General features: G+C 42.8%; 12 protein-coding genes and 1 riboswitch. Of the genes, 4 read left to right on the forward strand and 8 right to left on the reverse strand.

What is annotated here, in order from left to right; genetic code table 11:
* Positions 1-23: 23 nt before the first annotated feature.
* On the reverse strand, positions 24-1,610 hold the full coding sequence (locus EV146_RS03740; protein ID WP_132002034.1) for a Na+/H+ antiporter NhaC family protein: 1,587 nt from the start codon (positions 1,608-1,610) through the stop codon (positions 24-26).
* Positions 1,611-1,775: 165 nt separating this feature from the next.
* Positions 1,776-1,959, reverse strand: a riboswitch (Lysine riboswitch).
* A 195-nt stretch (positions 1,960-2,154) separates the two neighbouring features.
* Positions 2,155-2,919 carry a TatD family hydrolase gene (locus EV146_RS03745; RefSeq protein WP_132002037.1) on the reverse strand — a complete coding sequence of 255 codons (765 nt, stop codon included), beginning with the start codon at positions 2,917-2,919 and terminating at the stop codon, positions 2,155-2,157.
* A 122-nt stretch (positions 2,920-3,041) separates the two neighbouring features.
* Here EV146_RS03745 and EV146_RS03750 point away from each other — a divergent pair, with 122 nt between their 5' ends.
* Both EV146_RS03750 and EV146_RS03755 read left to right on the forward strand, forming a co-directional pair.
* Positions 3,042-5,105: a peptidoglycan D,D-transpeptidase FtsI family protein gene (locus EV146_RS03750; RefSeq protein WP_132002040.1), complete on the forward strand. Its 2,064-nt coding sequence runs from the start codon at positions 3,042-3,044 to the stop codon at positions 5,103-5,105.
* 137 nt (positions 5,106-5,242) lie between these two features.
* The gene (locus EV146_RS03755) at positions 5,243-5,614 is read left to right on the forward strand and encodes a DUF2500 domain-containing protein (RefSeq protein WP_181215816.1); all 372 of its coding nucleotides are present in this window, start codon (positions 5,243-5,245) and stop codon (positions 5,612-5,614) included.
* A 52-nt stretch (positions 5,615-5,666) separates the two neighbouring features.
* Here the strand turns inward: EV146_RS03755 and EV146_RS03760 are convergent, their stop codons facing one another.
* On the reverse strand, positions 5,667-6,521 hold the full coding sequence (locus EV146_RS03760; protein ID WP_132002043.1) for a glycerophosphodiester phosphodiesterase: 855 nt from the start codon (positions 6,519-6,521) through the stop codon (positions 5,667-5,669).
* A gap of 222 nt (positions 6,522-6,743) precedes the next feature.
* Between EV146_RS03760 and EV146_RS03765 the strand changes: the two genes are divergently transcribed.
* Both EV146_RS03765 and EV146_RS03770 read left to right on the forward strand, forming a co-directional pair.
* Positions 6,744-7,571 (forward strand): Cof-type HAD-IIB family hydrolase, encoded by an 828-nt coding sequence (locus EV146_RS03765; protein ID WP_132002046.1) that lies wholly within the window; start codon positions 6,744-6,746, stop codon positions 7,569-7,571.
* A gap of 480 nt (positions 7,572-8,051) precedes the next feature.
* A complete protein-coding gene (locus EV146_RS03770) occupies positions 8,052-9,119 on the forward strand; it encodes a D-alanyl-D-alanine carboxypeptidase family protein (protein WP_132002049.1) in 1,068 nt (355 codons plus the stop codon).
* Between the two features lie 98 nt (positions 9,120-9,217).
* Here EV146_RS03770 and EV146_RS03775 read toward each other — a convergent pair whose 3' ends face one another.
* From EV146_RS03775 to urtB, 5 genes are all read right to left on the reverse strand, one after another.
* A complete protein-coding gene (locus EV146_RS03775) occupies positions 9,218-9,400 on the reverse strand; it encodes a hypothetical protein (RefSeq protein ID WP_121613273.1) in 183 nt (60 codons plus the stop codon).
* Between the two features lie 106 nt (positions 9,401-9,506).
* Positions 9,507-10,208 (reverse strand): urea ABC transporter ATP-binding subunit UrtE, encoded by a 702-nt coding sequence (gene urtE / locus EV146_RS03780; protein WP_132002052.1) that lies wholly within the window; start codon positions 10,206-10,208, stop codon positions 9,507-9,509.
* A gap of 2 nt (positions 10,209-10,210) precedes the next feature.
* Complete coding sequence (urtD, locus tag EV146_RS03785) at positions 10,211-10,954, reverse strand: urea ABC transporter ATP-binding protein UrtD (RefSeq protein WP_132002055.1); 744 nt, start codon at positions 10,952-10,954, stop codon at positions 10,211-10,213.
* Positions 10,929-12,002 (reverse strand): urea ABC transporter permease subunit UrtC, encoded by a 1,074-nt coding sequence (urtC, locus tag EV146_RS03790; RefSeq protein WP_132002058.1) that lies wholly within the window; start codon positions 12,000-12,002, stop codon positions 10,929-10,931. The genes urtD and urtC overlap by 26 nt, the downstream gene beginning before the upstream one ends.
* Positions 12,003-12,017: 15 nt before the next feature.
* Positions 12,018-12,917: an urea ABC transporter permease subunit UrtB gene (gene urtB, locus EV146_RS03795; RefSeq protein WP_132002061.1), complete on the reverse strand. Its 900-nt coding sequence runs from the start codon at positions 12,915-12,917 to the stop codon at positions 12,018-12,020.
* Positions 12,918-12,924 lie beyond the last annotated feature (7 nt).

The raw sequence follows: 12,924 nt of genomic DNA on the forward strand, positions 1-12,924 counted from the left end.
CTTGGCTTTTACTGTTTTCATAATTACTGTATTGTCTTCTCTTCAAGACTCTTTATATTACTCTGATTCCTCCCGGACACAAGCACAATTACAATTAATAGGATCACTACCGCTGCCATTGCAAGCAAGGTGCTGCTTGTTAATCCGATGATTAAATAGCCTACAATTGATATAGCTGCACAAATCAGTGCGTATGGAAGCTGGGTCATGACATGGTCGATATGGTTAGATCCAGCGCCTGTTGACGAAAGGATGGTTGTATCCGAAATCGGTGAACAATGGTCTCCAAATACAGCCCCTGCCAGTACGGCTGCCATAGCAGGAAGGATTAGAGAGATATCCGTTGCTGCAGCCATTTCTCCAGCAATCGGCAAAAGGATTCCAAATGAACCCCAGGAAGTGCCAGTTGAGAAAGCCATGAATCCTGCGATTATAAACAGGATTAACGGGAGATACGACACATTCAGGTTGGAGTTTTGAACAACGCCTGCTAAATAGGTCCCCGTTTCCAGCCTGCCAATTAAATCCCCGATCGTCCATGCGAATAGCAGGATATAAATCGCTGGCATCATGGATTTAACCCCTGCGAGCAAGCCTTTGCCAAATATACTGCCTTTTACACCGCGAAGGAAAAAAGCCTGTCTTATGAACATTGCTACTGAAACAATCAGGCCCAGCAAGCCGCCTAATACAAGAGACTTAGTAACATCGGTGTTCTCAAAAACTTTTAATATTGTTGCATTGCCATCCACTGCCTGATATCCCGTCCACATCATGGCACCGATTGTACCAACAAACAGAGCTACGATTGGCCAAATAAGATCCCCGATTTTCCCTTTGCTGCTGGTAGGCAGATCATCTTTTAATTCGCCTGGAATAGGCTTTTCCGGATCATACATTAATCCTTCTTTTTTTGCTCTCTCCTCATGGATTTTCATTGGACCGATATTAAAATTTCTGAATGCAACGATAAACACCATGACCAGAGCTGACCATACATAGAAATTCATCGGCACCATCTGCATAAAAGCTGAAAAGGCACTGTATTGCGTGACGCCATGGGACCCGAGGATGGTCCCGATCATGACGATGATGTACGCTCCCCAGCTTGAGACAGGTGAAATGACGCAAACAGGTGCAGAGGTTGAGTCAATAATATAGGCAAGCTTAGCCCTTGAAACCTTTTGTCTGTCCGTGATCGGACGAGTTACCTGTCCCACCGCAAGCGCATTAAAATAATCATCAATAAAGATAAGGATTCCTAATACAGCACCGACAACCTGTGCACCTACGCTTGTTTTTACACGTTTCATAGCCCATTCGCCAAATGCCCTGCTTCCGCCAGTGATAGAAATGAAGGCGGTGATGGCTCCAAGCATCAGCAGAAACAGGATGATATAGACACTTGATGTGTTCAATGCACCCTCTGAAACAAAGATTCCTTTTACAGCATCCCAAACCAGGGAGGCTGTTTTTCCAATATTAAAGTCTGCAAGCATAAATGCTGAAGCCAGGATTCCAGCCCCAAGTGACAGCAGCACCTTCCTTGTTGCAATGACCATGACCATTGCCAGCAATGGCGGTATTAATGAATAAATTGTATTTTCCATTCCTATGTCCTCCTCCTGTTTTTTGAGGGGGGGAACTTCCCATGAACGGAGCTAAACTAGGTTCATTTTGGCCAGATTTTCCCATGGCCATTAATATGAAAACAAAAAAGAGCAACGATAGAGAAAAATCTATCGCTGCTCTTGTTGGCAACTAGTTTCTCCATCACGATCTGTAGCTCCTCATTATAAAGGTTTCCTTCATAATGACAGTGTTACTCTTATTCAAAGTAACCCCAGCCATGCAGGCCTGGACAGGCTCTAATGGCTTCGGCAGTCTTCCCTTTCAGCTGTGGTCTTCGTTGTCATTCTCACACAGCCTACTCTTAAATACTGCACCTCTACCCCATCGGAATGATAAGGTTATTATCAAATTGTCTCTATTAATATAGCAATATAGTTCTATTTAATCAACCTTGAATTGAATAAAACTGAAAAAAACTGATATTAAGCGAAAAAAAACAAAAGCTCATCCCTTCAAACGCGTTATAAAGAATATTATTTTTGAAATACTTCGCCAATTCAATTAGTGTCCATCATGATTTAATCATTGGCTGCTAAAATAAAATTTTCGTGTATTGACGAAAATCTGTACATAAACTTCGTTACGATTCAGGTGCTTAATATTGGCAATCTCATTTATGACTGCATGTATCATGTTCGGTCTGGTGAGTTTTCCTTTAAAGGGATCATTGAAAGGCCAAGGTCCATCAGTCTCGGCCATGATGGAGGTTATTGGAAAAGTCTCAGCGAGCTGCCGTATTTCCTCCTCATATAAAATATCAGGGGTAATTGAAATATTATACCCATTCCGGATGAGCCTCGCTGCAACAGCCTTACTCCCCTTGAACCAGTGAAAATGTGCCTTCCTTACTGAATTTTTTTCCAATAAATCACATACAATAGATGCGTCGTCGTAGACAGCGTGGAGGACGATTGGCTGATCAAGTTCTTTCGCTGTCATGATAAAAGCTTCCAAAACTTCTATATATTGACCGATAGGCTGATGCAGCTGATTTTTTTTACTCAAATAAAAAGGCAAACCTACTTCGCCAATCGCAGCATCCTCCCTGCCATTCGTTTTTATCCAGGAAATAAGCTGTGCTAACTCCCGCTCAGAGGGGAGGGATTGTTCTGGGTGATATCCGAAAGCTGGTTTGATCTGTTTGTAATTTTTTGAGAGCCTGGCCGTCCTTTTCGATGATTCCAGATTTGTCGAAACTGCGATTTCGGCCTCAGCGTCGTTGATAATCCTTTCAATGGTCTGATTCTTATACTGGTCCAAATGAATATGGGCATCGATAATCTTCACAAACTGTACCTCCTCTATCCTTCCTTTGATTCATCTTCCCGGCTAAACCCGGAAAAATTCACGAAGGAATTCTGTGTAAACTGAATTTTTTAATCTCATTCTTACTTGGAGGGTATATAAATATGACAAAGAAATCTCCGGTTCCTGTAAGAGTCAATATCATATTCATTCTCGTTTTTATGTTATTTTCCCTGCTGGTCCTTAGATTGGGAATTGTCCAAATCGTTCATGGGGAGAATTACCAGCGCGAAATTGACAGAAAGGACGATATCACCGTTCATAATCCTGTGCCCCGGGGAAGAATGCTCGATCGCCATTATAAAATTATTGTAGATAACGAAGCAAAAAACGCCATTACTTATACAAATGAAGGTTCGAGCCGAGAAGAAATGCTCAGAATTTCAGAGGATCTGGCTAAACTCATCCACCAGGACACGAACAGAATCAGGCAAAGAGATCAGAAAGATTTTTGGCTGATAAAATATCCAGAGCTTGGTGACCAATTAATCTCCGAGAAGGAAATGGAATTATTTAAAAAGAAAAAACTAAACGATAGCCAGTTGTATAAACTGAAACTTGACAGGATAACAGAAAAAGAATTAAGTCAGCTAACCAAAAGCGACCTTGAAGTTTTGGCTGTTTTCAGAGAGTTAAGCAACGGCTATCGCTTCTCTCCCCAGATGATCAAAAACGAAGGGGTTACACGGAAAGAATTTGCCATGGTAAGCGAACACTTGCCAAGTCTTCCAGGAGTAAATGCAACAGTAGACTGGGCACGTTCCTACCATTTTGGCAAAACCTTAAAGTCGGTACTGGGAGTGGTTAGTTCGTCAAAGGAGGGACTGCCTGCTGATCAGGTGGATGACTATGTTTCAAAGGGTTACAGCCGGAATGACCGTGTAGGAAAAAGCTATTTGGAAAAGCAGTATGAGGACGTCCTTCTTGGAAAGAAGGAAAAAGTGGTCCATATCACGGATAAAAGCGGAAACCTGGTGGACAAGGTGCTAGTTTCGAAAGGGCAAAGAGGCAAAGATCTTATTTTGAGCATAGATATGGAGCTTCAGAAAAAGGTTGAAAAAATCATCGAGGATGAGCTTAAGGCTGCCAAACGCAATGCGGGGACCTACTTGCTTGACAGAGCCTATGTCGTTCTAATGGACCCGTTCACCGGAGAGGTATTGACAATGGCCGGGAAACGGATGGTCCGGGACAGCCGGACGGGCACTATCGAAATGGACGATGATGCACTGGGAAACATCACAACCACTTACAATGTAGGCTCCGCAATTAAAGGGGCTACCATCCTGACAGGCTATAAAACAGGGGCAATAACTCCCAAAACCAAATTTGATGATAAACCAATCAAGATCCAGGCGACGCCCTTGAAAAAATCCTATGATTACCTTGGGATTTTGGATGAAGTGGACGCCTTAAAAAAGAGTTCAAATGTGTATATGTTCCATACTGCTATAAAAATTGGGGCAGGAAATTACCGATATGGCGAGCCTTTAAGCCTGAAACCGGAGACATTTAATGCAATCAGAAATAATTTTGCAGTATTTGGTCTCGGTGTAAGGACAGGGATTGACCTCCCCAACGAACAATCTGGATTTAAAGGATCCAGCACTCTTCCAGGGCACGCTTTGGACCTTGTCATCGGGCAATACGACACCTATTCTTCCATGCAGCTTGCCCAGTATGTTTCAGCCGTTGCTAACGGAGGCTACCGGATGCAGCCGCATATCGTAAAAGAAATTCGCGAGCCGCAGACCCATGAGAAGAAGCTGGGACCACTCTGCCAATCGATTCAGCCAAACGTCCTGAATTCTATTGATGCCAAAAAGGAATGGCTTGAGAGAGTTCAGCTTGGTTTTCGAAAAGTGATGTCTGAATCAGGCGGTACAGGTGCAAGTTACTTTGGCAGCGCACCTTACTCACCTGCAGGAAAAACAGGAACAGCCGAAGCTTTTTACGATGGACCACTTCGAAGCAATTTTGGAAAGCTCCCCCCAGAAGTAATGAATTTAAGCCTTGTAGCATACGCTCCTTCGGAAAACCCGGAAGTCGCCATGGCGGTACTGGTCCCATGGGCTTTTCAAGGAAAAAATGACCATAAGGCAAATTTAAAGATTGGCCGAAAAGTCATGGACACTTATTTTAGCCTCAAACATTCGAAAAAAAATTAAAAAGGTGCATTTGAAGTATGAATGAAAGCCCGCCAAAAAATTATTGGCGGGCTTTTTTTCATGCTGTTCTGATTATCATGAAACCTGGGGAATGTAAAAACGTATTAAATTAAAAATCCGAGAAAGAAGGTGTCCCGATGGATAATATGTACACTGGAGATTTGATGTTCCAGTTTGTCCCGATTTTTATTGGCATTATTTTTATCATCGTTATTGGATCTGTTATTATTACTGCAGTTAAAGGTGTAGGCCAATGGCAAAAGAATAATGACTCCCCGCGCCTTTCCGTTCCTGCTATCGTTACTTCAAAGCGGACGAATGTGTCGAGAAGTGCAGAAAATGAATTAAATTCGACGTATACCACTTATTATGCAACCTTTGAATTTGAAAGTGGCGATCGCACAGAATTCGTTCTATCCGGTTCAGAATATGGCAAGCTTGCGGAAGGGGACAGGGGCACTTTAAGTTTTCAAGGGACTAGATACCTTGGTTTTCAGCGGAGTCAATAGAAAAAAGCCCTTGCGGATGATGTGCAAGGGCCTTACATTCGAATTCGATCATCTATTTGCCTTTCTTCACCTCATGGAGCAGGTTCGGGAAGTTAGTGAACATTCCTGTCACACCCCAGTCAATTAAGGTTTTCATCCGGTCTTTTGTATTTACTGTATAGGGGTGCAGCTCAAGACCGCTGTTTACCACTTTGTGAACATAAGCTTCATTCAGGTATGTATGGTTTGGCCCGATTCCAATTGCATATTTGCTAATTTCTTTTATTTCTCCATCAGAAATTACTGCGTCTCCTTTGTAGCTAAGCAGCTGAACTAGTTTAACCGATGGATCCAATTGATGCATCGTTTTCAGGCTTAATGAACTAAACGACTGAACGAGCAGTTTTTCTTTATTGATGCTGTACTTATCCACAAGGCGCAACAGTTCCTTTTCCATCCCGGGATAAACCTCAGGTGATTTGGTTTCAATATAATAGCTTCTATTCTTTCCAAATTTTTGGAAAACCTCTTCTAACATAGGAACCTGTAATCCTGCATACTCCGGTTTCGCGTATTGGGGATATTGCTCATTAAACCAGCTTCCTGCATCCAATTTTTTAATTTCATCGAGCGTAAATTCTTTCACTAAACCGGTACCGTTTGTAGTCCTGTCCAGTTTTTCATCATGCATGGCAATCAATTTGCCATCTTTTGTCATCTGCAGATCCACTTCAATATAATCACCGTGCATTTTTTCGCCCATCTCGTAAGCCAAAATTGTGTGTTCTGGCGCGTGCCCGGAGGCCCCCCGATGGGAAACGTTTACGATATCTTTATGCTTCTCGGATGCCAATGCGGTCCCCCCGTTTACTGCAACATTTAGACTAAACACAAGAACTCCAATGCCTGCAAGCCATTTTGTACTCAAGCTGCTCCACTCCTATCCCTATTAAGATTCACCTATAAGGATAGTGATAAAATATTAATTCCCTTTTATAGTAATGTAAAAACTGGTAAATGATAGATTACAAGAAAGTAAAGCTGATCCTATATCGACTTTCAAGTTTAAAATAATGAATTCTTTCTTGCTGAAATATCTGATATAGTAAATCCTAAGACCAAGAGTGAAAAGAAAGGAAAAGATTGCAGAATGAAATGTATTTCAATTGATTTAGACGGCACCTTATTAAATTCAAAGCACGAAATTACGGAAGCCAGTGTCAAAGCTTTGAATGAGCTGAGTGAGCTTGGGCACAGCATCATTTTAAATACAGGCCGGGCGTTCGGAGATGTCATCAAACTCAAGGCAGTTCAGGACATGAAGGTACCTATCTTTTGCATTAATGGTTCTGTTCTGTATTCTAAAGACCGAGAGCTGTTATATGAAGCAACTATAGATATTACTACCTATAAAGAGCTTTTCTCTTTCTTGCAGGAATTGGGCGTAGGAATCCTGGTGTATACCAATTACGGCGGCTTCCCCTCCACATTGCCTCCATTGCATCATAAAAGCAAAGAGGAGCTCGACACACTCTTTAAGGAATTCAATTATGGCCAGATTCTTGAGCAACCCAATCTTAAAATTTATAAGCTGATAGCATTGGTGCATCGGGATGACCAGGATAAAATTGCAGGAGTAAAATCGGCATTGGAGGGGAGATTCGATCTATCAATTGCCTCCTCGTTCCCAAATAATGTTGAAATCACCTCAAGCGAGGCCCATAAGGGGAAGGCGATTCTTCGCTACCAGGAAATGCTCAATTTAACTTTCGATGAAATCATTGCCTTTGGCGACGGGGGAAATGATCTGGGACAGTTTGAAGTGGCCACTACCTCTGTTGCGATGGGAAATGCCCCACTCTCCATTCAGCAGCAAGCGGATGTTATCACCAGGACAAACGATGAGGATGGATTTGCCTTTGCTGTCCGTGAATTGCTGCGTTTAACCAGGAGCGAAGAAGAGATTACCCTGCTGTAAAAGCTAAACTTATTCAATATATCAACAAACAAGGTTCGGAATGATTTCATTCCGAACCCTGTTTTATTTAATTTTGTAATTTATTTTTAGAGAAACCCTGTTGATTGGAGTTGAAGGTGTGAAGACTGCTGCGGTAGCTTGGGCAAGTGAGGCCCCACAGAGGTTTAAAGCGCCGAGGAGGCTCCCCAGTTCCCCGGGTCCACCCCTGGAAAACGCTGCGCCCGGAACGGAAATCAACAAACTGATTGACGGCTAAATTACTGACTACAGACAGTCATAACTGAAAGTTTGTCTATAGTGTACACCCTCTTTACCGTTAAAGAAGGCTGCCCATTTTAAGCTTGAATCTGAATCAAACACTTCCCATTTCTCGTCTAATAACTGGAAAGGAGGAATACAATGTAAATCATTAAGGAAGAAATTCATTGCTTCTTCAGTTTTTATGAATCTCGAAGATTTTAATTTTAAGGAGAATAACGAATGATCGACACGATAAAAAAGGTTTTGGTCTCTTTCGCTATGCTCATAATTCTTTTTCCATTCTCCCCTCAAAAAGACTCTCTATTGCCGCTAAGTGACACCTCGGAGGCCAAGGCTGCAAGCAGCATCTATACAACTACAGCAAATTTAAATTTGCGAAGCGGTCCCAGCACGCGAAACAAAGTATTGACAATAATTCCTAGAGCAGGGCAGGTTTCCCTTCTTTCCAAGCATGGTTCCTGGTATAAAATCAGGTTTTGGAACAAAACAGGCTATGTCAGTTCGGCCTATCTGAAGCCATCTTCCACTGTGTCGGACATAAAGTATGCCACTACTGCCAATCTTAATCTGCGGTCCGGTGCAGGCACAACCCACAAAGTTTTGATTGTCATCCCGAAAGACAAACAGGTTTCCTTCCTTTCCAAGCATGGGTCATGGTACAAGGTAAAGTACTCTGCAAAGTCTGGCTATGTGAGCTCCAAGTATCTTAGAAAAATAGGGGCACCTGCAAAGCCGCACGGAGCAAAATTAACCGTTAGGAACGGAATCACTTATGCTGATGGCATTATTATAGTGAATAAACGGTATTCATTGCCACCTTCCTACCATCCAGGTGAAAGCAAGGAAGCACGCGCTGCTTTTAATAGGATGGCAGCTGATGCGGGAAAGAAAAAACTGAAAATTCAGGTGATAAGCGGGACTAGAAGCTACACCTATCAAAAGAATTTGTATAATCGGTATGTAAAAAACTATGGGGAAAAAGAAGCGTCACGTTTCAGTGCGAAGCCAGGGCATAGTGAACACCAGACAGGATTAACATATGATATCGGTGGCACCAGCCAGACTCATTGGCTTAAACAATCCTTTGATAAAACTGCTGAAGGAAAATATTTGGCTGCAAATGCACACCGCTTTGGTTTTATCATGCGATACCCCAAAGGCAAGGAAGCTGTAACCGGCTATATGTATGAACCATGGCACTTTAGATATGTAGGTGTGGAGCGCGCAACAAAGATCTATAACAGCAAAAAGTCATTGGAGGAATATTACAGCTTCACTGGTATTTAAATCATTGATGCTGGAAAGGAATACTTCTCCCTTATCTGACTCTCTTTATGACAAAAGCCTCCCTATCAAGTTTCTGCAAGGGAGGCTAATTTATTTGTTTAATGCATACCTTTCCATTCACCCTGGTTCTTCAAGGAATTTATTTCCTTCATTTTTTCTTTATGTGCCCGATTGGCCGCAGCACTGCCACTTATGTTTCCAAATTCTGAATCCGTCTTGCTGGAATTGAAACCTTGTTTATTCTTTTGGGCAGCATCGTTTTTCTTTGTTCGTTTTGCCATGGTTATCCCTCCTTCCATTTTAGTATGGAAGCGGAAGAAGGAAATATACCGCATAGATAGCCAGCCTCTCCATAAGGCTCAATCCAATTTCATCCTGCTCCCACCCTCAGACGGCAAGATGCGAATGAAGGTCCTCTGCGTTTATTTCATCACATCGCCCAGTCGCCACCATCCTGCCCTTGTCGAGAATATAAAATTCCTCTGCACATGAAAGGATGACATCCAGCTTATGCTCGACTAGCAAGATAGAAATTCCTTTTTCTTTAGAGATTTTCACTAGAACATTCTGGATCAACTGGACAACCGAGGGCTGAATCCCCTCCATTGGTTCATCAAGCAATAGCAGTCTCGGATTGGATATTAGCGCTCTTGCAATCGCCAGCTGCTGCTGCTGCCCTCCACTTAAATCCCCACCTTTACGGCCAATCATTTCTTTTAGGACAGGAAACCATTTAAAAATTTCTTCCGGTATATTCTTAGAGCGCTGGGATTTAGGCAAGGCTTCCTTTCCTAATAACAGGTTTTCCTTCACAGATAAATCGGAAAAAATCTCCCTCCCCTGAGGAACATAAGCAATCCCCATGCCCGCCCGATGTTCAGGCCTCTCCTTTTCCCACTTTGTGCCTTTAAATGACACGGTCCCCTGTTTTGTCGGCAGCAAACCCATTATTACTTTTAACAATGTTGTCTTCCCGACACCATTTCGGCCGAGAAGGCCGACAATTTTTCCCTCAGGTACATTTATATGTACATTTTGAAGTATCATCGTTTCGTGATATCCCGCCTTAAGATCTGAAACTGACAGCAAGCCTACCCGCTCCTCCCTAAATATACATTCTTCACTTCTTCATTTTCCTGGATTTCCTGCATGGTTCCTTCACTGAGAACCTTGCCTTCATGCATTACAATAACCCTCGTTGAGTACTTTCGGACAAAATCCATGTCGTGTTCCACAACTAGAACTGTACAGATTTGGGAGATTTCCTGCATTAATTCTCCTGTTTTTGTCCTCTCCAATCCTGACATTCCCGCGATTGGCTCATCTAAAAGCAACAATTTAGGTTCCTGAATAAGCTGCATCCCTATTTCCAGCCACTGCTTTTGCCCATGTGACAAAGAACTTGCAGTTTCATTACGGACATCGAAAAGACCAATTTTATTTAGTAAAGAGTCAATCTTCTCTTTTTCCAATCTGGACATTTTAGCAAGTAAAATGGAAAACAGGCCTTTCTTTTGTTTCATGGCGATTTCCAGATTTTCAAATGGTGTTAAATGGATAAATATACTGGGAGCCTGAAACTTCCTGACAACTCCTTCATGGACAATCTTATATTCAGGGAGTTTCTCTAAAGAAATTTTGCCATCAAATAAGACAGTCCCAGCCGTCAGTTTAGTTTTTTTGCAAATAACATCAAGCAAGGTTGTTTTTCCTGCTCCATTTGGCCCGATTAAAAAAAGGATTTCTCCTTTTTTCACATCCAGATTCACTCCCTGAAGTGCCTTAAATCCAGAAAAGTCGACCATTACATTACGACACGAGAGAATCTCCTGCATGCTTCACTTCCTCCTTTTTCTCCTTTTTGGCGAAACGAAGCTTCACTTTTTCAACCAATCCTGCTAATCCGTTGGGCAAATATAAAACGACCACGAGGAACAATGCACCTAAAAAAATGGTCCAAAATTCAGGGTAGGATTCGCTTAGGTAGCTTTTTGCACTATTGGTTAAAATAGCCCCAGCTGCGGCACCAAGGATCGAAAACCTGCCGCCGATTGCTGCCCATAACACCATTTCAACCGAGGGGATGATTCCCATCATCTCCGGTGATATGATTCCAACCTGCAGGACGAATAAAACGCCTGCCAGTCCTGCAAAGGCGGCTGATAAAGCATAAATAAACACCTTATAGCCGGTTGGATTGTAGCCCAGGAATCGAAGGCGGTTTTCCCCATCCCGGATGGCAATAAGAATTTTTCCGAATCTCGTTTTAGTTAAACCGAAGGAAAGTGCCATGATTAAAAACAAAGTGAATACTGTAACATAATATAGGATCGTTTTCGTCCCGGAATCGGTTAAGGGAACCTGGAAAACCGTAAAAAAGTTGGTCAGGCCACTCGTTCCGCCCGTAATTTGCTGGGCGCCGATAAAGAGTGTGACGGTTACGACAACCACTGCTTGTGAAATGATTGAGAAAAAGACACCTTTAATCCGATTTTTAAAAGTTACGTACCCAATAAACGCTGCAATCAAAGATGGCACCAGCACTGCAGCGGCTATCGCAAAGACCGGATTTTTAAACATAGTCCATATAAACGGGAGCTCCGTTATCCCATTCCACTCCATAAAATCAGGAATCCCGCTTGGGGATGCTTCTAGTTTCAAATACATGGCCATGCAATAGGCCCCTAATCCAAAAAACACCCCATGGCCTAAGCTTAATATACCGGTATATCCCCATAACAGACTGATTCCCACAGCAATAATTCCATAACATAGAAACTTCGCAAGAAGCCCTGCCCTAAAATCTGTAAGAAAAAACGGAGCCACGCTCAGAAATAAAAAGAATATTCCATAATAAGCTCCCTGACGGTATTTTTTTATCATGGCTTGCACCTCCTATTAGTCCAGTGCCCTCACTCTTACTCCCGCAAAACCTGTTGGCTTCCACTGCAGGAAAAGAATGATAACCGCAAAAACGATCATTTTAGCAATGGTGGCACTGGTTGAGAACTCAACAAATGTACTAAAGATGCCTAACATCACCCCCGCAAGTATAGTCCCTTTCAATTTCCCTACACCCCCTAAAACTACGATCATGAAAGCATCGACGATATATGCGGTACCAAGCGTAGGTCCAATCGAGCCCAGCAAGGTCAATGAACATCCTGCAATTCCGGCCAGACCGCTGCCGATGGCAAAAGCCGTACTGTCCACTTTCCTGGTAGACACCCCAAGACAGGATGCCATTTCCCGGTTCATGGTAACTGCCTTCATTCTTCTTCCCGAATTCGTACGATAAAGATAGATAAATAAGAACAGAACACTTAATAGAACGAGGCCGAGAATAAAGAGGCGCTTATAGGGAAACGTCATGCCTGCCAGAGACAGGCCTCCGTTTAACCACTCTGGAGCTGCAACCGCAACATTCGGAGCACCAAAAATGGAACGGGCTGTCTGCTGAAGGATCAAGCTGACTCCCCAGGTTGCCAGAAGACTGTCTGACGGCCTCTCGTAGAGGAATTTAACAATTGTCTTCTCCATTAATAGTCCTATAAAGGCTGCGACAAGAAAGGCAACCGGGATCGCTAGTAAGAAGTAAGTGCCGAATGCGTCTGGAAACTGCTGCTGAAACACTTGCTGCAGAACATAGGTCGTATAGGCCCCTATCATAATGAATTCACCATGGGCCATGTTGATAATGTTCATTTGTCCAAATGTAATGGCCAGGCCTAAGGCAACCAGCAACAGTATGGATCCTAGACTGATCCCGTTAAATAACTGCATTAAAATAACTGACATAGTCCTT

Source organism: Mesobacillus foraminis (assembly GCF_004340465.1).
Classification (GTDB): domain Bacteria; phylum Bacillota; class Bacilli; order Bacillales; family Cytobacillaceae; genus Mesobacillus_B; species Mesobacillus_B foraminis.